Annotated in this window: 20 protein-coding genes and 7 tRNA genes; 4 read left to right on the top strand and 23 right to left on the bottom strand. The window is 54.3% G+C overall.

Annotation, left to right across the window (positions count from 1 at the left end; translation table 11 throughout):
* Positions 1-141: 141 nt before the first annotated feature.
* From ACX3P5_RS04895 to miaB, 9 genes are all read right to left on the bottom strand, one after another.
* Positions 142-867, bottom strand: coding sequence for an amino acid ABC transporter ATP-binding protein (locus tag ACX3P5_RS04895; protein WP_233984923.1), 726 nt, complete (start codon positions 865-867; stop codon positions 142-144).
* Entirely contained in the window at positions 868-1,545 is a 678-nt protein-coding gene (gene gltK, locus ACX3P5_RS04900) for a glutamate/aspartate ABC transporter permease GltK (protein ID WP_233984922.1), read from the bottom strand.
* Entirely contained in the window at positions 1,545-2,285 is a 741-nt protein-coding gene (locus tag ACX3P5_RS04905; protein ID WP_233984921.1) for an amino acid ABC transporter permease, read from the bottom strand. Before ACX3P5_RS04905 ends, gltK begins: the two co-directional genes overlap by 1 nt.
* Positions 2,286-2,565: 280 nt before the next feature.
* Entirely contained in the window at positions 2,566-3,462 is an 897-nt protein-coding gene (locus ACX3P5_RS04910) for an amino acid ABC transporter substrate-binding protein (protein ID WP_233984920.1), read from the bottom strand.
* Between the two features lie 438 nt (positions 3,463-3,900).
* Entirely contained in the window at positions 3,901-5,424 is a 1,524-nt protein-coding gene (lnt, locus tag ACX3P5_RS04915) for an apolipoprotein N-acyltransferase (RefSeq protein WP_458968363.1), read from the bottom strand.
* A 4-nt stretch (positions 5,425-5,428) separates the two neighbouring features.
* Entirely contained in the window at positions 5,429-6,310 is an 882-nt protein-coding gene (gene corC / locus ACX3P5_RS04920) for a CNNM family magnesium/cobalt transport protein CorC (RefSeq protein WP_094119641.1), read from the bottom strand.
* Positions 6,311-6,390: 80 nt separating this feature from the next.
* Positions 6,391-6,864, bottom strand: a complete 474-nt coding sequence (ybeY, locus tag ACX3P5_RS04925; protein WP_458968364.1) for an rRNA maturation RNase YbeY — start codon at positions 6,862-6,864, stop codon at positions 6,391-6,393.
* Positions 6,861-7,922, bottom strand: a complete 1,062-nt coding sequence (locus tag ACX3P5_RS04930) for a PhoH family protein (RefSeq protein WP_458968365.1) — start codon at positions 7,920-7,922, stop codon at positions 6,861-6,863. The genes ybeY and ACX3P5_RS04930 overlap by 4 nt, the downstream gene beginning before the upstream one ends.
* A gap of 208 nt (positions 7,923-8,130) precedes the next feature.
* Complete coding sequence (gene miaB, locus ACX3P5_RS04935) at positions 8,131-9,555, bottom strand: tRNA (N6-isopentenyl adenosine(37)-C2)-methylthiotransferase MiaB (RefSeq protein ID WP_233984915.1); 1,425 nt, start codon at positions 9,553-9,555, stop codon at positions 8,131-8,133.
* Between the two features lie 172 nt (positions 9,556-9,727).
* Between miaB and ubiF the strand changes: the two genes are divergently transcribed.
* Positions 9,728-10,900: a 3-demethoxyubiquinol 3-hydroxylase gene (gene ubiF / locus ACX3P5_RS04940; RefSeq protein WP_458968366.1), complete on the top strand. Its 1,173-nt coding sequence runs from the start codon at positions 9,728-9,730 to the stop codon at positions 10,898-10,900.
* 117 nt (positions 10,901-11,017) lie between these two features.
* Here ubiF and ACX3P5_RS04945 read toward each other — a convergent pair.
* The 12 genes from ACX3P5_RS04945 to nagB form a co-directional block, all read right to left on the bottom strand.
* Positions 11,018-11,092, bottom strand: a tRNA-Gln gene (locus ACX3P5_RS04945).
* A gap of 29 nt (positions 11,093-11,121) precedes the next feature.
* Positions 11,122-11,196: transfer RNA gene (locus tag ACX3P5_RS04950), tRNA-Gln, on the bottom strand.
* Positions 11,197-11,202: 6 nt separating this feature from the next.
* Positions 11,203-11,279 (bottom strand) — tRNA-Met (locus ACX3P5_RS04955).
* A gap of 22 nt (positions 11,280-11,301) precedes the next feature.
* A tRNA-Gln gene (locus ACX3P5_RS04960) sits at positions 11,302-11,376 on the bottom strand.
* Between the two features lie 34 nt (positions 11,377-11,410).
* Positions 11,411-11,485, bottom strand: a tRNA-Gln gene (locus ACX3P5_RS04965).
* 22 nt (positions 11,486-11,507) lie between these two features.
* Positions 11,508-11,592: transfer RNA gene (locus ACX3P5_RS04970), tRNA-Leu, on the bottom strand.
* 9 nt (positions 11,593-11,601) lie between these two features.
* Positions 11,602-11,678 (bottom strand) — tRNA-Met (locus ACX3P5_RS04975).
* Between the two features lie 219 nt (positions 11,679-11,897).
* Positions 11,898-13,565: an asparagine synthase B gene (gene asnB, locus ACX3P5_RS04980; RefSeq protein ID WP_458968367.1), complete on the bottom strand. Its 1,668-nt coding sequence runs from the start codon at positions 13,563-13,565 to the stop codon at positions 11,898-11,900.
* A gap of 308 nt (positions 13,566-13,873) precedes the next feature.
* A complete protein-coding gene (locus ACX3P5_RS04985; protein ID WP_233984912.1) occupies positions 13,874-14,626 on the bottom strand; it encodes an HAD-IIA family hydrolase in 753 nt (250 codons plus the stop codon).
* A gap of 40 nt (positions 14,627-14,666) precedes the next feature.
* Entirely contained in the window at positions 14,667-15,887 is a 1,221-nt protein-coding gene (gene nagC, locus ACX3P5_RS04990; RefSeq protein ID WP_233984911.1) for a DNA-binding transcriptional regulator NagC, read from the bottom strand.
* A gap of 7 nt (positions 15,888-15,894) precedes the next feature.
* Positions 15,895-17,043, bottom strand: a complete 1,149-nt coding sequence (gene nagA / locus ACX3P5_RS04995; protein WP_233984910.1) for an N-acetylglucosamine-6-phosphate deacetylase — start codon at positions 17,041-17,043, stop codon at positions 15,895-15,897.
* 63 nt (positions 17,044-17,106) lie between these two features.
* Entirely contained in the window at positions 17,107-17,907 is an 801-nt protein-coding gene (gene nagB / locus ACX3P5_RS05000; RefSeq protein ID WP_458968368.1) for a glucosamine-6-phosphate deaminase, read from the bottom strand.
* Between the two features lie 328 nt (positions 17,908-18,235).
* On the opposite strand from nagB, the gene nagE reads away from it, so the two are divergent.
* The 3 genes from nagE (at position 18,236) to ACX3P5_RS05015 (ending at position 22,717) form a co-directional block, all read left to right on the top strand.
* Complete coding sequence (nagE, locus tag ACX3P5_RS05005; protein WP_336754864.1) at positions 18,236-20,269, top strand: N-acetylglucosamine-specific PTS transporter subunit IIBC; 2,034 nt, start codon at positions 18,236-18,238, stop codon at positions 20,267-20,269.
* A gap of 152 nt (positions 20,270-20,421) precedes the next feature.
* Positions 20,422-22,089, top strand: coding sequence for a glutamine--tRNA ligase (gene glnS / locus ACX3P5_RS05010; protein WP_233984907.1), 1,668 nt, complete (start codon positions 20,422-20,424; stop codon positions 22,087-22,089).
* 232 nt (positions 22,090-22,321) lie between these two features.
* Positions 22,322-22,717, top strand: a complete 396-nt coding sequence (locus ACX3P5_RS05015) for a hypothetical protein (RefSeq protein WP_233984906.1) — start codon at positions 22,322-22,324, stop codon at positions 22,715-22,717.
* A 71-nt stretch (positions 22,718-22,788) separates the two neighbouring features.
* On the opposite strand, the gene fur is transcribed toward ACX3P5_RS05015, so the two are convergent.
* Both fur and fldA read right to left on the bottom strand, forming a co-directional pair.
* Positions 22,789-23,232 carry a ferric iron uptake transcriptional regulator gene (fur, locus tag ACX3P5_RS05020; protein WP_031374805.1) on the bottom strand — a complete coding sequence of 148 codons (444 nt, stop codon included), beginning with the start codon at positions 23,230-23,232 and terminating at the stop codon, positions 22,789-22,791.
* A 352-nt stretch (positions 23,233-23,584) separates the two neighbouring features.
* Entirely contained in the window at positions 23,585-24,115 is a 531-nt protein-coding gene (fldA, locus tag ACX3P5_RS05025) for a flavodoxin FldA (RefSeq protein WP_094119655.1), read from the bottom strand.
* Between the last annotated feature and the right edge of the window lie 41 nt (positions 24,116-24,156).

Raw genomic sequence — 24,156 nt, forward strand, 5'->3', positions numbered from 1 at the left:
CAGGCCCGCACTCCGGCACGCCTGCCATGAAAAAAGCTGCCACGTTTGACCGTGGCAGCTTTTGCAAATTTAATCTTAACTGACCAGCATCAGGGCAACCGGGCCCGCCTTTCTCTGGTGCAAAAGATCCCGTGCAGAAAATCAGTGCAGAATTTTTGCGAGGAAATCTTTGGCGCGGTCAGACTGCGGGTTATTAAAGAAGTCATCTTTGTTGGTGTCTTCGATAATTTTACCCTCATCCATGAAGATCACGCGATTGGCCACTTTCCGGGCAAAGCCCATCTCATGCGTCACCACCATCATCGTCATCCCTTCCTGCGCCAGTTCAACCATCACATCCAGCACTTCGTTAATCATCTCGGGATCAAGCGCGGAGGTCGGCTCGTCAAACAGCATCGCAATCGGGTCCATGCAAAGCGCGCGGGCAATCGCCACACGCTGCTGCTGGCCGCCCGAGAGCTGACCTGGAAACTTCTCGGCGTGCGCCGATAATCCCACCCGATTGAGCAGCTTCAGCCCCTTATCACGCGCTGCCGCTTTATCGCGCTTCAGCACTTTGACCTGCGCCAGCACCAGGTTGTTGATGATGCTGAGGTGCGGAAACAGTTCGAAGTGCTGGAACACCATCCCGACCTTGCTGCGTAGCTGGGCGAGATTGGTTTTCTTGTTGTTCACTTCGGTGCCGTTTACCGCGATCACGCCTTGCTGAATCGGCTCAAGGCCATTCACTGTCTTAATCAGGGTCGATTTACCGGAGCCGGACGGTCCGCATACCACCACCACTTCACCTTTTTTAACTTCGGTAGAGCAGTCGGTCAGCACCTGAAAGTGACCATACCACTTAGAAACGTTTTTCAGGCTAATCATTTAAACCGTCCTTTTTCTTTTTAGATAACTGACCAGCAGTGACGCGCTCAGGCTGATAACGAAGTAGACCAGACCGGCAAACAGAACCATTTCAACCTGGGTGCCGTCGCGTTCACCAATGGTGGACGCCGTACGGAAGAAGTCCGCCAGGCTTAACACATAGACCAGCGAGGTATCCTGAAACAGCACGATACCCTGGGTCAGCAGCAGCGGAACCATGGCGCGGAACGCCTGTGGCAGGATAATCAGTTTCATCGATTGCCACTGAGTCATGCCCAGCGCCAGCGCGGCGTTGCCCTGACCGCGTGAGATACTGATGATCCCGGCGCGAATAATTTCCGAATAATAGGCGGCTTCAAACAGCGAGAAGGCCACCATGGCGGAAATCAGTCGGATATCAGTTTTGGGTGACAGCCCCAGCACCTGCTGCAGGAAACTTGGCACCACCAGATAGAACCACAGCAGTACCATCACCAGCGGCACCGAGCGGAACAGGTTGACATAAATTCTGGCGAACCAGCTGATGGGCTTAAAGGTCGACAGACGCATCACCGCCAGCAGCGTGCCCCAGAGAATACCGAAGACCACGGCGGTGATGGTGATCTTGAAGGTGATCACCAGACCGTTCAGCAGATAGGGCAGGCTGGGGGTAATTGAACTCCAGTCAAACTCGTACATTACTTGCCTCCCCCATTGCCAGGCAGACGCACTTTGCGTTCGACCAGGCTCATCAACAACATGATCACCAGGTTAATGGCGATGTAGGCCAGCGTAATGGCGGTAAAGGATTCATAGGCGTGCGCGGAGTAGTCGAGCAGTTTGCCCGCCTGCGCCGCCATATCAACCAGACCGATAGTGGAGGCGATGGCGGAGTTCTTGACCAGGTTAAGCATTTCCGAGGTCATCGGCGGCACGATCACCCGATAGGCGTTCGGCAGCAGAACATAGCGGTAGGTCTGCGGCAGCGTTAAACCCATCGCCAGACCGGCATTCTTTTGACCACGCGGCAGCGACTGAATCGCGGCGCGTACCTGCTCGCAGACGCGGGCAGCGGTAAACAGGCCAAGACAGATCACCGATGAGACGAAGAACTGAATATTGGGATCGAGCTCGGCCTTGAACCACATACCGAGGTTCTCGCCCACCAGTTCCGGTGCCACCAGATACCAGAAGAAGAACTGCACAATCAGCGGAATGTTGCGAAACAGTTCGACATAGCAGGTGCCAATGGTCGACAGCAGTCGATTAGGCACGGTGCGCAGAATGCCGAAGAATGAACCCACGCAGAAAGCAATAATCCAGGCGCAGCAGGAGACGGCAATCGTCACCTGAAAACCGGACCACAGCCAGCCGAGGTAGGTCGTGTTACCGAACGGGGCCTGTTCGAGGAAAATGCCCCAGTTCCAATCGATACCCATAACGAGCTCCGGTAAAAAAGGGTAGCTAAGCTACCCTGAAGATTGATGAACGGCGTTTTCTCTCCTGGACCAGGGGAACGACCCGGTTCAGTCTGTCTGTCCGCGCCGCGGTTTCAGCAATCGAGAGGGCAGCCAGGCCGCCCTTGGTATACCCGTCGTCTTTCAGGCTGCATTTTTGTTGGCTACTTTCACTCACCCGAATCACTTACCTGAGTAAGCTCATCGGGATTCATTCTCTTGCCGTCTCAATGCAAACTGAAATCCATTGGGTATTTTGTTGTTAGTTCAGTGCTTTATCATTTGGCGTCTTGAACAGCGCTTTCATGTCATCTGACAGTTCAAAGTTCATGTTCAGGTTTTTCGGTGGGATCGGCTGTTTGAACCAGGTATCGAACCATTTTTCAGCCTGACCTGAGGTCTGGGCTTTGGCGATGGTTTCATCCACTAAGGTTTTAAACTGCGGATCGTCTTTACGCAGCATACAACCGTAAGCCTCTTTGGACTGCGGCGTCCCTAAGATCTCCCAGTTGTCTGGTTTTTTCGCTTTGGCACGTTCACCAGCCAGCAGCGCATCATCCATCATAAAGGCCACGGCACGGCCGGTTTCCAGCGTACGGAACGAGTCACCATGATCCTTCGCGCTGATAATACGCAGGTCCAGTTTCTGTTCGTCATTCAGCTTGTGCAGTAACACTTCAGAAGTGGTACCGGAGGTCACCACCACGGTTTTGCCTTTCAGGTCGGTGAAATCTTTAATCGGACCGCCTTTTTTCACCAGCAGACGAGTACCAATGACGAAAATGGTGTCTGAGAACGCGGCTTGTTTCTGGCGCTCCAGGTTGTTGGTGGTAGATCCACACTCAAAATCGTAGGTGCCGTTTTGCAACAGCGGAATACGGTTTTGTGAGGTGATTGGGATCATTTTGATCTGCAGATCAGGCTTGTTCAGCTTCGCTTTAATGGCGTCCACAATGGCTGCGGAATAGGCCTGTGAGTAGCCGACGACTTTTTGCTGGTTGTCATAGTAAGAAAAGGGAACTGATGATTCGCGATGCCCGACCACAATGACGCCATTGTCATTGATCTTCTTCAGGGTGCCGCTGAGATCTTCCGCCTGGGCCGCTCCCGCTGCTGCGCCGATCAGCAGAAGAGATAATGCCACTTTGCGTAGTTGCATGTTCCAACTCCTTCGTATGGAAAATGCACAGGATATAACCTGTGCTGATTATGATGTTGTGTGTATTTGCTGCTGCTTTTCTTCGGTTTACCCTGCAGCGCGGCTGCGCGCAGAATAGTCACTAACATAGCGGATTGTTAACGCGATGAAACAAAAAAGTTTCTTTTTTGCGAGGTGATACGCACCAAAAAAAGGCAGTTTTTCCTGCCTGCGCGGTAAAGGTGCAGGCGAAGTAACTATTTTGGTGCAACCGGACTCACGTCAGCGCGTACAACGAGCCTGTTTGCGAAAAACACTGAAATATTTAGCAATCATCGTGCCAGAAACGGGTTCAGACGCGATAACGCAGCAGAGTCTGCGGTCAGAGAAGGGGAAAATAGCGGGGAAAAGCGATAAAAAAAGGCGAAGCAACCGCTTCGCCTTTCAGCATACTGGCAATCAGCGGCGGCGACGCAGCAGGGCAATCAGCGCCGCCAGGGCGGTGAGGATCCAGACTGGCCAGACGCCAGCCTGCGCATACGGTGTTTCACCGGTAGTCGGGGTGACCTTGTCGGTTAAGACGCCGCGGGTGAACTGTGGCAGCATCTTTTCCACGTCACCACGGGCATTAACCACCGCCGTCACACCATTATTAGTGCTGCGTAACAGTGGACGACCCAGCTCCAGCGCCCGCATCCGCGCCATCTGGAAATGCTGCCACGGACCAATAGAGTGACCAAACCAGGCATCGTTAGAAACCGTCAGCAGGAAATTGGTATCGGGATGGAAGTTGGCGCGCACCTGTTCACCGAGCACGATCTCGTAGCAGATGGCGCTGGTCAGGTTGTAGCCCGCGACCCGAAGCTGCGGCTGAAGATAAGCGCCACGGCTGAACGCCGACATCGGCAGATCGAAGAACGGCGCGAGGGGACGCAGCAGATCGGCCAGCGGCACAAATTCACCAAACGGCACCAGATGGTTTTTCTGGTAGCGGTTACCGCTGAAGTAGTTATACGGCGCATGACCGCCCAGCACGATCACCGTGTTGTAATCGTGATAACGGTTCTGCTCCAGTCGCGAGTCGACGATGCCGGTAACCAGCGAGCTGCCACGTGCGCGCAGTTCATCGTCCAGCGAGCGCAAAAACGGCTGCTGATTACTCTCCAGATCGGTAATGGCCGATTCCGGCCAGATGATAATCGGCGTTTTGCCCATAAGCGGCTGACTGAGCTCGCTATAGATGCGCAGCGTGTTCAGTAACTGCTGCGGGTCCCACTTCATCGACTGGGGAATATTGCCCTGTACCAGCGCCACATCCACCGCGCGTGCCGGTAACGGCTGAACCCACTGAACGTAGCGCAGCGGCCACGGCAGGGCCAGCAGCAGCAGTGCCGCCACCAGGCTTTTCATATTGCGCTGTTGCAGGGCATAGACCAGCAGGCCAGCGATTACCATCAGCAGGAAAGTCAGCGTTTCCACGCCGCCCAGTGGCGCCACGCCTTTCAGCGGGCCATCTATCTGGCTGTAACCAAACTGCAGCCACGGAAAGCCGGTCAGGATCCAGCCGCGCAGAAACTCGGTGATCTGCCATAACGCCGGTGCGGCCAGCGCCAGACGCCACAGCGTCGTGCGCGGCCAGAGGCGATTCAGTACGCCAGCAAACAGCGCCGGGTAGATCGACAGATAAGCTGCCAGCAATGCCACGATAAAGACATTAACCGGGCCAGGCATGCCGCCAAAGGTGGCGACACTGACGTAAACCCAGTTGATGCCGCTGCCGAACAGACCCAGTCCCCAGACAAAGCCAATCGCGGTGGCCTGCGGGCTGGAGCGGTTCAGGGTCAGAAGCTGTAAACCGCACAGCGACAGCAGCGCGGCGGGCCAGAAATCGTAAGGAGAGAAGGCGAGGGTGCCAGACGCACCCGTTAATAAAGCCAGCAGCAGGCGAACCCGCTGACGCGGGTAAAGTGAGGCTAAAGCCATAGACTTATTCGTCATCCAGTTGAGGTTGTGGCGAGTTTTCCGGAATTGTGACATGAACCTGGATGATACGGCGGCTATCGGCCATCGCTATTTTGAACTGGTAACCCTCAATTTCGATGCTCTCACCGCGCGCCGGCAGATGACCGAATCCCTGCATCACCAGACCACCGATGGTATCGACCTCATCATCGCTGAACTGCGTGCCGAACACCTCATTGAAATCTTCAATCGCGGTCAGTGCCCGCACCGTAAAGGTGTGGCGGTTGAGCTGACGGATATCACGATCTTCTTCGTCGTCATATTCATCCTCAATTTCACCGACAATCAGTTCCAGAATGTCTTCGATGGTCACCAGGCCTGAGACGCCACCAAATTCATCGATCACAATCGCCATGTGATAACGCTGAGAACGGAACTCTTTCAGCATCCGGTCTACGCGCTTGCTTTCAGGCACCACTACCGCCGGACGCAGCACTTTTTCAATGCTGAACGGTTCAGATTCGCTGCTCATAAACGGCAGTAAATCTTTGGCCATCAGAATCCCTTCAACGTGATCTTTGTCTTCGCTGATCACCGGGAAGCGCGAATGGGCCGACTCGATAATCACATCCAGACACTCTTCGAGGTTCTGATTGCGTTTCAGGGTAATCATCTGCGAGCGCGGGATCATGATGTCACGCACGCGCTGCTCCGCAATATCCAGCACCCCTTCGAGCATGTCGCGGGTATCCTGGTCAATCAGGTCTTTATGATTTGAGTCGCGGATCAGCTCCAGTAGCTCATCACGGTTTTTCGGTTCACCGTGAAAAAGTTGGTTGATCAACAGGGAAAAGAATCCCTTTTTACTACTGGGTGCATCGCTGTTTTGAGAATGGTCGTCGCTCATGGCGGTTTTTAAAGATCTCTCTGGTGAGGAATTAACGCTGCCAGCAAAGCACTGGCAGCAGGATAGCCGGAACCCAGGGTTCAGGCGTCTTCTTTCTCCGAAATGTACGGATCAGGATAACCAAGAGCAAGCATTATCTCGGTCTCCAGTGACTCCATCTCTTCGGCTTCATCGTCTTCAATATGGTCGTAACCCAGCAGGTGAAGCGTGCCGTGGACCACCATATGCGCCCAGTGGGCTTCTACACTTTTGTTTTGCTCAGCCGCTTCCTGCTCCACCACCTGACGACAAATAATCAGGTCGCCCAGCAGCGGCAGTTCGATGCCCGGCGGAGCCTCGAACGGGAAAGAGAGCACGTTGGTGGGTTTATCTTTACCGCGATAGGTCAGATTCAGCTCATGACTTTCCGCTTCATCCACCAGACGCACCGTGACTTCGCTTTCCGGCTGAAAAGGAGTGACCGCCGCTGACAGCCAGCGGTGAAACTGGCTTTCAGTGGGCAGATCGGCGCTGCTTTCACAGGCGATCTGCAGGTCAAGAATCACCTCGCTCATTTGCTCTCCTGCGTCACGCTCTGGGAGGCCAGCGCCTCACGTTTACGCTCTTCAGCCTGCTGATCGCGGCGTTTCTGATCGGCTTCTTCCCAGGCTTCATAGGCGGTGACGATACGCGCCACAACCGGATGTCGCACCACATCTTCACTGTGGAAGAAGTTGAAGCTGATCTCTTCCACGTCCGACAGCACTTCAATCGCATGGCGCAGACCCGATTTAACGTGGCGTGGCAGGTCAATCTGGGTCACGTCACCGGTGATCACCGCTTTCGAGTTGAAGCCGATGCGCGTCAGGAACATCTTCATCTGTTCGATGGTGGTGTTCTGGCTCTCATCAAGAATGATAAAGGCGTCATTCAGCGTACGGCCGCGCATGTAAGCCAGCGGAGCTACTTCGATGACGTTGCGCTCCATCAGCTTCTCAACCCGTTCAAATCCAAGCATCTCGAACAGCGCGTCATACAGCGGGCGCAGATACGGGTCTACCTTCTGGCTCAGATCGCCGGGCAGAAAGCCGAGCTTCTCACCTGCTTCTACCGCCGGACGGGTCAGCAGGATACGGCGAATCTCCTGACGTTCCAGTGCATCCACGGCTGCTGCCACCGCCAGATAGGTTTTACCGGTACCGGCAGGACCGACGCCAAAGGTGATGTCATGGTCGAGCACGTTGGCGATATACTGCGCCTGGTTTGGCGTGCGTGGTTTGATCACGCCGCGCCTGGTCTTGATATTGACCGCTTTGCCATACTCCGGCACGCTTTCGGCAGTCTGCTCCAGCACCCGGCTCTCTTTGATCGCCAGATGGATCTGGTCCGGCTCAATATCCGGAATGTCACCGCGTACCGGCGCGGTATCCACATAGAGTGTTTTCAGAATGTCAGCCGCCGCATTCACGCAGAGTGCGCGCCCGACCAGCTTAAAGACGTTGTCCCGACGATTGATCTCAATACCCAGACGACGTTCAAGCTGTTTCACATTATCGTCAAATGGACCGCACAGGCTCATCAGACGACGATTATCGGCCGGTTCAAGGGCGATTTCACGAGTTTCGATATTCAAACGAATCCTTTGGGTCACTCAGGGCCAGTTATGAGGGTTGTCTGACGCACCGTTGGGCTTAAACGGATGCACCATAACGAAATTATTTATGCCGTAACGCCTGGGCGCAAGCTTAAGGAAAGATATTTGGGCGGCACTTTCAGAAACCAAGTGCAACAAAGTGAAATTGGCGGCAATGCTGCGCGCATTGCCGCAAGTATGGCAGGCATCAAGGCTGGAACAGACCCACGCCGATCTCGTTCTCTTTACGGGTGCGGGCAATGACGGAAGCCGGGCTTTCGGCCATGCGCAGCCCCATCTCCTCTTCAGTACGCACCAGCTTACCGCGCAGCGAGTTGGTGTAGACATCGACGATTTCGACATCAACGAACTTGCCGATCATCTCAGGCGAACCTTCAAAATTCACCACCCGATTATTTTCGGTGCGGCCAGAGACTTCCATCACGTTCTTACGGGAGATGCCTTCCACCAGAATACGCTGCACCGTACCGAGCATCCGGCGGCTGATCGCCTGCGCCTGCTGGTTGATGCGATCCTGCAGAATCCACAGGCGCTGCTTTTTCTCCTCTTCGCTGACGTCATCCGGCAGGTCAGCTGCCGGCGTGCCCGGTCGCGCCGAGTAGATAAAGCTGAAGCTGACGTCGAAATTGACATCGGCGATGAGCTTCATGGTCTGCTCGAAATCCTGCTGGGTTTCACCCGGGAAGCCGATGATGAAGTCGGAACTGATCTCAATATCCGGGCGCGCCGCGCGCAGCTTACGGATAATCGCCTTATACTCCAGCGCAGTATGCGCCCGTTTCATCAGCGTCAGGATCCGGTCGGCACCGCTCTGGACCGGCAGATGCAGGAAGCTCACCAGTTCCGGCGTATCACGGTAGACCTCGATGATGTCATCGGTGAACTCAATCGGGTGACTGGTGGTGAAGCGAATGCGGTCGATACCGTCAATGGCCGCCACCAGGCGCAGCAGTTCCGCGAAGGTGCAGACGCCGCCATCAAAGGTAGCCCCGCGATAGGCGTTAACGTTCTGGCCGAGCAGGTTGACTTCGCGCACGCCCTGGGCCGCCAGCTGGGCGATCTCCAGCAGAATGTCGTCGCTCGGACGGCTGACTTCTTCACCGCGGGTATAGGGCACCACGCAGAAGGTACAGTATTTGTTGCAGCCTTCCATGATCGAGACGAAGGCGGTAGGACCTTCTGCGCGCGGGTCCGGCAGACGGTCAAATTTCTCGATTTCCGGGAAGCTGATGTCAACCACCGGGCTTTTACTGCCGCGTACGGTGTTAATCATTTCCGGCAGACGGTGCAGGGTCTGCGGGCCAAAAACGATATCCACGCAGGGCGCACGCTGGCGAATGTGATCCCCTTCCTGCGACGCCACGCAGCCGCCGACGCCGATGATCAAATCCGGGTTACGCTCTTTTAACTTTTTCCAGCGTCCCAACTGGTGGAAAACCTTCTCCTGCGCTTTCTCGCGAATAGAACAGGTGTTGAGCAGCAGAATATCCGCCTCTTCAGCGACCTCGGTCAGCGTGTAGCCGTGCGTACTGTTCAGCAGGTCAGACATCTTAGATGAATCATACTCATTCATCTGACATCCCCAGGTTTTGATATGCAGTTTTTTTGTCATCGAACTAGCCATTGATTCAGTGCAGTGAAGTGCAGGGCGCGTATTGTAATGCTTTGATGCTGTTGTGACCAGCCTAAGGGCTTTTCTGATCGTGCCAGAATTTTCCGGTACACTTTGCTTCAATCAGACCCGTGTTGCGCAGGCTGGCGGGAAAAGAAGAAGGATAAAAGCAATGCAGGATAACCAGTTTGATGTGGTGATCGTCGGCGGCGGCATGGTGGGTGCGGCGCTGGCGTGTGGACTGACGCAGCATAAATTTCGCGTGGCGGTGATTGAGCGCGCGGAGCCGGCCCCTTTTGCCGCGGAGAGCGATCCCGATCTGCGGATCTCAGCGATCGGTTCATCCTCGGTGGCGTTATTAAAGCAGCTTAACGTCTGGTCCCGGGTTGAAGCGATGCGCTGTGCGCCCTATCGCAAGCTGGAAACCTGGGAGTGGCAATCCGCGCAGGTCAGCTTTGATGCCGCCTCGCTCGGGCTGCCGGAACTCGGTTTTATGGTAGAGAATAGCGTGCTGCAACGGGCGCTGTGGGAAGAGATGCAGGCGCTTGGCGTCACGCTCTGTTGCCCGGCCACGCTGGAGAACCTGCAGCAGGAGAATGGCGGCTGGCGTGTTGATCTGAGCGGCGGCGAGACGCTGCATAGCCGGCTGGTGGTGGGCGCAGATGGCGCTAACTCTCAGGTGCGGCAGATGGCGGGGATTGGCATTCACGGCTGGAGCTATGCCCAGTCCTGTTTGCTGATCAGCGTCAGCTGTGAACATCCGGCAGGCGATGCCACCTGGCAACACTTTACCCCGCAGGGACCGCGCGCCTTCCTGCCGCTGTATGACAATCGCGCCTCGCTGGTGTGGTATGACGCCCCTGCGCGGATACGTCAGTTGCAGGCGATGGCGCTGCCTCAGCTTGAGAAAGAGGTTGCCAGCCACTTCCCGGCGCGTCTGGGGCGGTTTAAAGCCCACGCCGCGGGCGGGTTTCCGCTGGTGCGACGTCATGCGGCGCGTTATGTGCTGCCCGGACTGGCGCTGGTGGGCGATGCGGCCCACACCATCAACCCGCTGGCGGGGCAGGGCGTCAATCTTGGCTATCGCGATATTGATGCGTTGATCGATGTGCTGGTCACCGCGCGCGGTGCGGCGGAAGAATGGGCGGCGGAGCGGATATTACAACGCTATCAGCGACAGCGCCGTACCGACAACATGCTGATGCAGGGCGGGATGGATCTCTTCTATTTCGCCTTCAGCAATCAGCTGGCGCCGCTGCGGTTTGCGCGTAATCTGGGGTTGATTGCGGCCGAGCACTCCGGGGTACTGAAGCGGCAGGTGCTGCGCTATGCGCTGGGGTTATAAGCTGGCCTGACAAGGCCGAACGGCTCGGAGTAAGACCGGGCCGTCTCACTGGCTGGCAGCGTTCAGGTAAAGCACAAAAACAACAAAGCCCGCAAAAGCGGGCTTTGTTGTGCAATTTGGCTGGGGTGCAGGGATTCGAACCCCGGAATGCTGGTATCAGAAACCAGTGCCTTACCGCTTGGCGACACCCCAATAGGTGTTAATTCAAATTGTCTTTTGTGTGGCTGGGGTGCAGGGATTCGAACCCCGGAATGCTGGTATCAGAAACCAGTGCCTTACCGCTTGGCGACACCCCAATAATATGGTGGCTACGACGGGAATCGAACCTGTGACCCCAGCATTATGAGTGCTGTGCTCTAACCAGCTGAGCTACGTAGCCAAATTGTACTGCATTTCGATGATGGCTGGGATACCTGGATTCGAACCAGGGAATGCCGGTATCAAAAACCGGTGCCTTACCGCTTGGCGATATCCCATTCGTCCACTCGCAGCCACGAGATTCATCGAAATTGGCTGGGGTACCTGGATTCGAACCAGGGAATGCCGGTATCAAAAACCGGTGCCTTACCGCTTGGCGATACCCCATCCATGCTGCCGAATAATGAAATGGTGCGGGAGGCGAGACTTGAACTCGCACACCTTGCGGCGCCAGAACCTAAATCTGGTGCGTCTACCAATTTCGCCACTCCCGCAAAAAAAGATGGTGGCTACGACGGGAATCGAACCTGTGACCCCAGCATTATGAGTGCTGTGCTCTAACCAGCTGAGCTACGTAGCCATCTTTTTTTCGCGTTACCTTCATCGGCGTTGCGGGGCGCATTATGCGGAGTTGACTTAACAGCGTCAACAAGTTTTTTGCCGTTTTTTTACGGATAACCGCTGTTTGACCGGCTTATAACCAGGCTGCTGGTTTATTCAACAATTTTACAGTGAATACAACGCTGATGATGAAAAAAATGGGCCCGCAACGGCCCATTTTTCTTCTGTTTCAACGCCCTTATTTATAGGCTGACTGATGGACGCCGACGGCGCGACCAGAAGGATCGTCCATGTTTTTAAATGCTTCGTCCCACTCAATCGCCTTGGCTGAGGAGCAGGCCACGGATGGACCACCAGGCACGCACTCTGCCGCGCTCGGTAACGGGAACAGCTCTTCAAAGATTTCACGGTACAGATAGGCTTCTTTCGAACCCGGCGTGTTGAACGGGAAACGGAAGTGCGCGGTGGCCAGCTGCTGGTCGCTGATTTGCTTCGCGGCAACCTCTTTCAGCGAGTCGATCCAGCTGTAACCCACGCCATCAGAGAACTGCTCTTTCTGACGCCATGCCACGCTTTCCGGCAGGTAGGACGAGAAACATTCACGCAGGATGTGCTTCTCCATTTTGCCGTTGCTGCCACACATTTTGTCGGCCGGGTTGATGCGCATCGCCACGTCGAGGAATTTTTTATCCAGGAAAGGTACACGCGCTTCCACGCCCCAGGCTGACATCGCCTTGTTGGCACGGGCGCAGTCGAACATGTGCAACGCCTGCAGTTTACGCACGTTTTCTTCGTGGAACTCTTTGGCGTTCGGCGCTTTATGGAAATAGAGGTAGCCGCCGAAGACTTCATCCGCGCCTTCACCCGACAGCACCATCTTGATGCCCATCGCTTTAATCTTACGTGACATCAGGTACATCGGCGTGGACGCGCGGATGGTGGTGACGTCGTACGTTTCGATGTGGTAAATCACATCGCGAATCGCATCCAGACCTTCCTGCACGGTGAAATGAATTTCGTGGTGCACCGTGCCGAGATGTTCTGCAACCGATTTGGCCGCTTTCAGATCGGGCGATCCTTCCAGGCCCACCGCGAATGAGTGCAGCTGTGGCCACCAGGCATCACTTTTATCCTGATCTTCTACCCGCTTAGCGGCAAAGCGCTTGGTGACGGCAGAGATGATTGAGGAATCGAGTCCGCCCGACAGCAGCACGCCGTAAGGCACATCAGACATCAGATGGCTTTTCACTGACTCTTCCAGCGCATGTTTCAGGCCGGCAGCGTCGGTGGTGTTGTGTTCGACATTTTTATATTCCATCCAGTCACGCTGCCAGTAGCGACGGATTTCACCATCGGTGCTGGAGAGATAGCTTCCCGGCGGGAACTCTTTGATTGAACGGCAGGCCGGCACCAGCGCTTTCATCTCTGACGCGACATAGAGGTTGCCATGCTCATCGTTACCCATATAGAGCGGGATGATGCCGATGTGATCGCGGCCAATCAGGTAACTTTTTTTAACGCTGTCATACAGAATGAAGGCGAACATACCTTCCAGATCGTCGAGGAAATCAACGCCTTTTTCCTGATACAGCGCCAGGATGACTTCACAGTCAGATCCGGTCTGGAACTGATAGCGGTCGCTCAGCTCTGCGCGCAGCGCCTGATGGTTATAGATTTCGCCGTTAACCGCCAGGACGTGAGTGTGGTCGGCGTTGTACAGCGGCTGTGCGCCATTGTTGACGTCAACGATTGAGAGGCGTTCATGCGCCAGGATGGCATGGTCATCGGCATAGACGCCAGACCAGTCCGGGCCGCGATGACGCATTAAGCGTGAACATTCCAGCGCTTTTTTGCGCAGCTCAACAGGATCGGTTTTCAGATCCAGCACACCAAAAATTGAACACATAACTGACTCCTGATCTCACCTTACGGCGATGTTATCTTTTGCGTTTGTCCGGCAGCCTGACGCTGCGTGATGTATAAGAAAATGCGCTATTTGGTGCATTCAATGCAAGAAGAATCACGATTTACTGACAAAAAGATTGTTGGTATGGCGATAAATTTGAATAAACTTCAATTTAACGGCAATTTTATTGTCGAATCGATAATGAAATGCATTTTCTGGCTGAATTTTAGCCGAAGGAAAGGGCGGGTAATCGGTCGAAAAGAGGGGACGCATCACGCTTTAGCCCGATGCGTCATAAGAAAAAGGCATCAGAATAGGTCAATATCCGCGACGGAAGGGTAGATCCAGTCTGGCCGGAATGGCATGGCATCGATATCGCTTAAGGTTGATACGCCAGACAGCACCAGCACCGTCTCCAGCCCGGCCTGAAAACCGGCCAGAATATCGGTGCGCAGATTGTCACCGACAATCACCGTCTCTTCCGAGTGCGCCTGCATCTTGTTCAGGGCCGCACGCATAATGTACGGACTCGGTTTACCGACGTAGAACGGGCGGCGGCCGGAAATCTTCTCAATGCCGGCACAGAGCGCGCCACAGGCGGGAACAAAGCCGCGCGCATGGGTATCCGGGTTTGTGGCAATGAACCGCGCGCCGTTGGCGACAAAAAAAGCGGCCTTGTGCATCATGTCCCAGTTGAACGAGCGCGTTTCCCCAACGATGACAAAATCGGGGTTGATATCGGTGATGGTAAAGCCCGCTTTGTAGAGTTCATGGATCAGCGCGCCTTCACCAATCACATAGGCTTTTTTGCCTTCCTGGCGGCGCAGAAAGTCTGCCGTGGCCATCGCCGAGGTATAGAACACCGAATCCGGCACTTCAACGCCCGCCGAAGCAAAACGGTTCGCCAGATCCTGCTCGGTTTGCGAAGGGTAGTTGGTCAGCAGCACCAGCGGCATCTCTTTCGCCAGAATGCGCTGCAAAAACTCCTGCGCGCCGGGAACTGCCGTATTGTCGTGCATCAGCACGCCATCAATGTCACAAATTACGCTTTTAATGGTCATAGTCAGATCCGATGTGGCCCGCCAGAGCGGCAGGCTGAGCTTATTCTTCGAGAAGATGTTGCAGCAGAATGCCGTTAAGCATGGCACGTTTTGCCAGCGCAAAGGCGCCGATTGCCGAACGATGATCCAGGGTTGAGCGGACCACCGGCAGATTTTTGCGGAACGCGGCGAGAGCCTGGGTATTAATGCAGCCTTCAATTGCCGGCAGCAACACTTTCTCCGCGTCGGTGATTTCACCGGCCAGTACCACTTTTTGCGGATTAAACAGGTTGATGGCAATGGCGATGGCTTTGCCGAGGTAACGGCCAACATATTCAACCACTTCACAGGCCAGCGCATCGCCCTGATTGGCCGCTTTACAGATGTGCGACATCTGGCACGCCTCGAGCGTCAGTACGCTGGGGTAGCCCTGATTCAGCAGGTGACGCACCCGGTTTTCAATCGCGCCGTTGGCGGCGATGGTTTCGAGGCAGCCAAAATTACCGCAGTGGCAGCGTTCCCCCAGCGGATCGACCTGAATGTGACCAATCTCCCCGACGTTACCGTTGCTGCCGAGAAAAATATGGCCGTTGGCAATAATGCCGGCTCCGGTGCCGCGATGTAAGCGCACCAGAATGGAGTCGGCACAGTCGCGGCTTGCGCCAAAATAGTGCTCAGCCAGCGCCAGGCTGCGAATATCGTGACCGACAAAGCTGGTCACGTTAAAGCGCGCTTTCAGGCTGGAAACCAGCGGCCAGTGACTGACGGCAATGTGCGGCATATAGCGGATCACGCCGTTAATCGGGTCAACCAATCCGGGCAGGATGACCGAGATGGCAATCAGCTCGCGGATCTTGCGCTGGTGCTGCTCAATGAAGGCGCTGATGGCGTTGAACAGTGCATGCTGCAGCGTCTCCTGAGTACGTTCCGGCAGCGCATAATCCTCCTGCGCCAGGGATTTACCGCTCAGATCAAACAGCGTCAGGGTGGCATCATTGCGTCCGAGCCGGACGCCGATGGTGTGGAAATGGCGGGTTTCAGTGATGATAGAGATGGCGCGGCGACCGCCGGTAGAGGCTTGCTGATCGACCTCTTTGATCAAGCCGCGCTCAATCAACTGACGCGTAATTTTAGTGACGCTGGCGGGCGCAAGCTGACTGAGTTCGGCTATCTGAATGCGCGATATCGGCCCCTGTTGATCAATCAGCCGGTAAACGGCTGCGCTATTGAGTTGCTTAACAAGATCGACATTTCCTATTTGTGACTGGCCGCCAGTGGTCATTCAGTGCTTACTCGCTCAGGACGTCGTCTCCGTTGACAAACGTCTTAATGATTTTAAAGTCGCGCGTAAACACAGTCAGGTTCGCGATTTTTCCTGCTTCGATCGATCCCAACTGCCTTTCCACGCCCATCGCCCGTGCCGGGTAGAGTGACGCCATGCGCAACGCTTCATCCAGTGCAATGCCAGCATGTTCAACACTGTTTTGTACTGCTTCGATCATGGTGAGGGCAGAGCCGCTCAGCGTGCCGTTTTCATCAACGCACAGACCATCACGATAATAGATTGTTTTACCAGCAAAAATAAATTCGCTGATCGCCGCGCCAGCGGGTGCAGTGGCATCGGTTACCAGCACCAGCTTATCGCCTTTAATGCGTTTTGCGTTGCGGACATTGGCGTAATGAACATGTAAACCATCCGCAATGATGCCGCAGTATACATCAGGCGAATCAAACAGCGCACCGATAAGACCCGGTTCACGACCGGCAAAGGTCGGCATGGCGTTATACAGGTGCGTAGCAAAGCTGACGCCAGCGGAGAAACCAGCTTTGGCCTCTTCATAGGTGGCGTTTGAATGCCCGGCAGAGACGATGATACCCGCTTCAGTCAGCTGACGAATCACATCGCTGCCCGCATTTTCCGGGGCCAGCGTCACTTTTGTGATCACATCCGCGTTTTCGCACAGGTATTGCACCAGCGCAGCATCCGGCAGGCGAATCAGCGCCGGATTATGGGTGCCTTTCTTCGCTTTGCTCAGCCACGGGCCTTCCAGATGCAGTCCCAGCGCCTGATGCTGATGTTTCTGCAGATAAGCGCGCATGGTTTCAATTGCGCGCTGCATTAATTCGTCGCTGCTGGTGATCAGCGTCGGTAAAAAGCTGGTGCAGCCTGACTTCTGATTAGCGCGCTGCATAATTTCCAGCGTCTCAACGCTGAGCGCGTCAATGTCGTCATTAAACTGAACGCCGCCGCAGCCATTGAGCTGCAGATCGATAAAGCCGGGAGCAATGATGGCGCCGGCCATATCGCGCTGCTCCACGTCTGCGGGCAGCGACTCACGTGGGATCACGCGGTCAATGCGGCCATTGGCAATCACCACGGCGTGATTATCCAGAATCTGGTGGCCGCTATAGATCCGGCCATTAACAAGTGCGTACATCTCTTCTCTCCCGTCCTGACCTGCTGCTGCCTGTGGCAACAGCAGGTATGACAACGTTTTGTGTTACACGCCTTTCATATTTTCCGCTTCCATCTCGCGGAAATACTTCACGGTTTTCACTTTCAGTTCCATGGTGGCCGGCTCATCACACACCACCACCGATTTCGGGTGCAGTTGCAGACAGCTGATGGTCCACATGTGATTCACGTTTCCTTCAACCGCCGCCTGCAGCGCCTGGGCTTTAACGTGTCCGGTAACCAGAATCATCACTTCTTCCGCGTCCAGCAGAGTACCGACACCCACCGTCAGCGCATATTTTGGCACCTGATCCACATCGCCGTTAAAGAAGCGCGAGTTTGCCACGCGGGTGTCATGGGTCAGAGTTTTAATCCGGGTACGGGAAGCCAGTGAAGAGGCCGGTTCATTAAAGGCAATGTGACCATCGTTACCGACGCCGCCCATAAACAGGTGAATTTTGCCCAGCGCGCGAATTTTCTCTTCGTACTGGCGACATTCTGCGTCAATATCCGGCGCATTACCATTCAGAAGATTGATGTTTTCTGGTTGAATATCAACATGATCAAAGAAGTTGCGATACATGAAGCTGTGGTAGCTTTCCGGATGCTCTTTCGGCAGGCCGACATATTCGTCCATATTGAAAGTGATAACATGTTTAAAGCTAACCTGGCCCGCTTTATGCATCTCAATCAGGTGCTTGTAGGCTTCGAGCGGGGTTCCGCCGGTCGGCAGTCCCAGCACAAAGGGTTTATCTGCCGTTGGGTTGAAGGCGTTAATCCGGTTCACAATGTGGCGTGCGGCCCATTTGCCGACCTGGGTCGGGATGGCTAAAGGAATCAGTCTCATGTTTCACCTCAATTAGGAAATGGATAGGAGGGCGCGAATCGGTTGTGTTACTCATTAGCCTAAACGGATTATGTCATCCCGCCACGGGCTGAGTGCGCCTCAATATTTCGGATCATAAAATAAGTTTGCGGCTATAGCCAGATGTTGCCGTATCAAAGGATGTTTTTAGGTGATAAAAGTCACAATAGTGGTGGTTTTAATTTGCGAGGCGAATTAATTTATCATTACACTTCGCAGCGTGATATGAAGTGTCATTAAGGTCTTTGCTGCCGACATAACAACATAAAGCGGCGCAGAGCGATAAGCAGGCTCATAGGGGGAAGGGTAAATGTTAGGTTACTTACAGAAGGTAGGCCGTGCGCTAATGGTGCCGGTGGCGACCCTGCCAGCGGCAGCGATATTAATGGGGGTCGGTTACTATCTCGATCCCGTCAGCTGGGGTGCGGATAATGCGCTGGCCGCGCTGCTGATTAAATCCGGTGCCGCTATCATCGAACACATGTCAGTGCTGTTCGCTATCGGTATCGCTTACGGAATGTCCAAAGACAAGGACGGCGCAGCGGCGCTGACCGGCTTCGTCGGATTTTTAGTGGTCACCACGCTCTGTTCACCGGCTGCGGTGGCGATGATTCAGAAAATACCGCTGGAGCAGGTGCCTGCTGCCTTTGGCAAAATCGAAAACCAGTTTGTCGGTATCCTGGTCGGTATTTTATCAGCGGAAGTCTATAACCGCTTCAGTCACGTCGAGCTGCCTAAAGCGCTCTCGTTCTTCAGCGGACGCCGACTGGTACCGATTCTGGTGTCGTTCCTGATGATCTTAGTCGCCTTTATCCTGATGTATATCTGGCCGGTCGTGTTTAACGGTCTGGTCAATTTCGGCGAACATATCCAGAAACTTGGCTCGGCTGGTGCGGGCATCTACGCCTTCTTTAACCGTCTGCTGATTCCGGTCGGTTTACATCATGCCCTGAACTCGGTGTTCTGGTTCGACGTGGCCGGTATTAACGATATTCCTAAATTCCTCGGCGGTGCTCAGTCGCTGGCTGACGGATCGGCAACGGTCGGCATCACCGGTCGTTATCAGGCGGGCTTCTTCCCGATTATGATGTTCGGTCTGCCGGGTGCCGCGCTGGCGATTTACCACTGCGCACGGCCGGAAAACCGCGTAAAAGTCGGCAGTATCATGCTGGCGGCAGCCTTTGCGGCCTTCTTCACCGGTATTACCGAACCACTGGAATTTTCCTTTATGTTCGTGGCACCGGTGCTCTATCTGATCCACGCCGTGCTGACCGGTATTTCGGTCTTCATCGCGGCCAGTATGCACTGGATTGCCGGTTTCGGCTTCAGCGCCGGGCTGGTGGATATGTTTCTGTCGACCCGCAACCCGCTGGCAACCCACTGGTACATGCTGATTCCGCAGGGGCTGGTGTTCTTCGTCATCTACTATGTGGTGTTCCGTTTCACCATCAAAAAATTCAACCTGATGACCCCAGGCCGTGAGCTGGCGGTAGCCGGTGATGAAAGCGATGGCTACGACGTTAACGTCGATAAAACTGACAACGGTGAAAGTGCAACAGAGACGCTGGCGCGCCGTTACATCGGTGCGATTGGCGGCTCTGAAAACTTAACCAGCATCGATGCCTGTATTACCCGTCTGCGCCTTAACGTCAATGATTCGGCCCAGGTTAATGAAAGCGTGGCGAAACGTCTTGGCGCGTCCGGGGTGATTCGTCTTAACAAGCAGAGCGTGCAGATCATCGTCGGTACCCAGGCAGAAAGCATCGCTTCGGCGATGAAAAAAGTGCTGACTAAAGGCCCGGTCGCCGCAACGGCCAGCAGCAGCGCTACGCCAGCCGCCGCCCCGGAAGTGAAACCGCAGGCGGTGCTGAACAGTGAAAAGCGAGTGATTGCTACGTTACTGGCACCGGTCAGCGGTGAAGTCGTGGCGCTGGATGATGTGCCGGATGAAGCCTTTGCCAGCAAAGCGGTGGGCGACGGTCTGGCGATCAAACCCAGCGATAAATGGGTAGTGGCACCGATCGCCGGTACGCTGGTGAAAATCTTTAATACCAATCACGCCTTCTGTCTGGAAACTGACAACGGCGTTGAGATTGTGGTGCACATGGGGCTGGACACCGTGGCGCTGGAAGGAAAAGGCTTTACCCGCCTGGTGGAAGAGGGCGCCAGCGTGGTGGCCGGTCAACCTGTGCTGGAGATGGACCTTGATTTCCTGAATGCCAATGCCCGCTCGATGGTGAGTCCGGTGGTGGTCAGCAACAGCGATGATTTCGCTGGTCTGACATTGCTGGCCAGCGGCCAGGTGGTGGCGGGTGAAACCCCGCTGTATGAAGTGAAAGGCTAATCCCCGCAACAGAACCCACAAGGCAGGAAGCGATTCCTGCCTTTTTTGTTTTAAAGGCTTAACAAACGGTTGTTTCCCTCTGGCGCTTTGTGGATCATACTCCGTTACTTCGTGGTACAAATCACCCGCTATTCGTATTGAGGATTTTTGAGATGAGTGAGGCTGAAGCCCGCCCAACTAACTTTATTCGTCAGATCATCGACGAAGATTTGGCGAGCGGTAAGCACAGCAGCGTGCATACCCGTTTTCCGCCGGAGCCCAATGGCTATCTGCACATTGGTCATGCGAAATCGATCTGTCTGAATTTTGGCATCGCCCAGGATTACCAGGGGCAATGTAACCTGCGTTTCGACGATACCAATCCGGTAAAAGAGGATGTGGAGTTCGTCGAATCCATCAAGCGTGACGTCAAATGGCTGGGCTTTGAGTGGAGCGGTGAGGTTTGTTACTCATCAAACTATTTTGATCAGCTCTACAACTATGCGATTGAACTGATCAATAAAGGGCTGGCTTACGTCGACGAGCTGACCCCGGAAGCGATCCGCGAATATCGTGGCACTCTGACCGCGCCGGGCAAAAACAGTCCCTATCGCGACCGCAGCGTGGAAGAGAACCTGGCTCTGTTCGAGAAAATGCGTAACGGGGAATTTGCTGAAGGTACAGCCTGTCTGCGCGCAAAAATCGATATGGCCTCTAACTTTATCGTGATGCGTGATCCGGTGCTGTACCGGATTAAGTTCGCTGAACACCACCAGACCGGTAACAAGTGGTGCATCTATCCGATGTATGACTTTACCCACTGCATCTCCGATGCGCTGGAAGGCATCACGCATTCACTCTGTACGCTGGAGTTCCAGGATAACCGTCGTCTCTACGACTGGGTGCTGGACAACATCACTATTCCGGTGCATCCACGTCAGTATGAGTTCTCTCGCCTGAATCTTGAGTATGCGGTGATGTCGAAACGCAAACTGACTCAGCTGGTGACCGAGAAGCACGTTGAAGGCTGGGATGATCCACGCATGCTGACCGTTTCTGGCTTACGCCGTCGCGGTTATACCGCCGCCTCAATCCGCGAGTTCTGCCGCCGTATTGGTGTCACCAAGCAGGACAATATTGTGGAAATGGCGTCGCTGGAATCGTGCATTCGTGACGATCTCAACGAGAATGCGCCACGCGCGATGGCGGTGCTTGATCCACTGAAAGTGGTGATTGAAAACCTGCCAGCGGGCCATCATGAAACCATCACCATGCCTAACCATCCTTCTAAACCGGAGATGGGAACGCGTGAGGTGCCGTTCAGCCGTGAGATCTGGATCGATCGGGCGGATTTCCGCGAAGAGGCTAACAAGCAATATAAGCGTCTGGTGCTGGGCAAAGAAGTTCGCCTGCGCAACGCTTATGTGATCCGTGCTGAGCGGGTGGCGAAAGATGATGCGGGCAACATCACCTGCATCTACTGCACCAGCGATGTGGATACCCTGAGCAAAGATCCTGCAGATGGCCGTAAGGTAAAAGGCGTGATCCACTGGGTATCAGCAGACCATGCGCAGCCCGCAGAGTTTCGTCTCTACGACCGCCTGTTCAGCGTGCCAAACCCGGCCGCGGCAGACGATTTCCTGTCGGTCATCAATCCGGATTCACTGACCATCAAACAGGGCTTTGTTGAGCCGGGCCTGCGCGATGTGGAAGCAACCACACCGTATCAGTTTGAGCGTGAAGGGTATTTCTGTGCCGACAGCGTCTATTCGAAGCCGTCACAGCTGGTGTTTAACCGTACCGTCGGTTTGCGAGACACCTGGACTAAAAGCGGCGAATAATCATTAACGCTGGCTGATAAAATGACAAAAGGGCGACTTATCGCCCTTTTTTATTGTCCTGATTTCTGCCATCGCCGAGGTTTGTGCTGCAAGCCGGGTTCCGTGGTTGTTACAAATTTGTGAGAGAAATCTGAGTTTAAAAAAATTAATCAATTACCAGATGTGAATTATCGGCGTTCAGGTAGGCTATGCGCACTCAGACAGAGCGCAGCGAGTGATATAAGGAAAAAAAATGACCGTTCTCGCCCAGGAAGCCAAACACAGTGTCGTCGTTTTACATCAGCTTATTGAACGTATTTTCAATCAGCCTGCCGGATCCGATGACAGTTTTGAACTGATGATGTCCTATTTCCACCCTGAATTTCGCATGGTAACGCCACGGGGAAATCAGCTAAACCTGAACGAAGTGGAAGAACTTTTCCGTCAGCTGCACGGCAAGCGGGAAGGCATGCGTATCGCCACCTGTGAGCACGTCATTATTTCACATCACGATCAGGAAGTGACGGTACAGTATCGGGAGATGCAGATGCTGAATGGCGATAATCAGAGCCGCATCGCGCTGGCGATTCTCGACTGCAGCACCTCGATTCCGCGCTGGCGTTACCTGCAGGAAACGCTGGTCGCCTGACGACCCGGCGTAGTAAGGACGAAAAAAAACCGGTCTGTGAACCGGTTTTTTTATATCAGGCAGGATCAGTGTTACTGATCGTGCAGCGTTTCATCTTCACGGCAGTCACCCAGCGCGCAGTGACCATAGAGATAAAGGCTGTGGTTCGTCAGCTTAATGCCGTGGCGGGTCGCGATTTCCCGCTGACGGGTTTCGATCGACTCATCGCTGAACTCGATCACTTTACCGCAGTCCAGGCAGATCAGGTGATCGTGGTGATGCTGCTGAGTCAGTTCAAACACCGACTTGCCGCCTTCGAAATTGTGACGGGTCACAATGCCGGCATCATCAAACTGGTTCAGCACACGATAAACGGTGGCCAGACCAATCTCTTCGCCGATATCGATCAGGCGTTTGTACAAATCTTCCGCGCTGACGTGATGGCACTCAGGTTCCTGAAGCACTTCCAGAATTTTCAGTCTGGGCAGCGTGACTTTCAGGCCAGCCTTCTTTAATGCGGTATTGTTGTCAGTCATGCGGATTTTGTCCTGTTACTAATATTCACTTTTGTGGCGCTTGGCCTTGAATGTCGATCTACACCCATTCTCATTTGCGTCTCATTATAGAACTGAAGCCGTGAAATGAAAACCGAGGGGAGTGCCTAAATCACCATGGGCTGTATGGGATACGTCACCGAGCCGGGGAGGATTTCTGCAGGAGTCTGTTAACATTTCGCTTAGCCCTATCTGCTGCCAGAGAAAATAAGCGGAAGATCGATGCGGGTATTCTACAGATTAAACGAAGAAAGTTAAAAAAATGTGGCTATTATTTCTATAGGAATTTCCATTGCCTCAATGTGAGCTGGCGCTCACATTGAGGCGGAGAGCATCAGGCTTCGAGGATCTCTTTGAGCTGCAGTTCATCAAAGATCTGCTTCACCCACTGCTCAACGCGCGCATTGGTCAGCTCAGGCTGGCGATCTTCATCAATGGCCAGGCCCAGGAAGTGCGTATCATCCGCCAGACCTTTTGAGGCCTCGAAGTGATAACCTTCGGTTGGCCAGTGACCGACGATCACGGCGCCATGCGGCTCAATGATGTCGCGGATGGTGCCCATCGCGTCACAAAAATACTCGGCATAATCTTCCTGATCGCCACAGCCAAACAGGGCAACCAGTTTGCCGTTGAAATCGATCTCTTCCAGCGTCGGGAAAAAGTCATCCCAGTCGCACTGCGCTTCACCGTAATACCAGGTCGGGATACCCAGCAGCAGGATGTCAAACGCTTCCAGATCTTCTTTAGTGCTTTTCGCGATGTCGTGGACTTCTGCAACGTCTTTACCCAGCTGTTTCTGGATCATTTTTGCAATGTTTTCGGTGTTACCGGTATCGCTGCCAAAGAAGATGCCTACGAGTGCCATGAGTAAAATAACCTCTTAAATCCTGATGATGAGATGTGTGC

Source organism: Pantoea sp. S-LA4 (assembly GCF_054482835.1).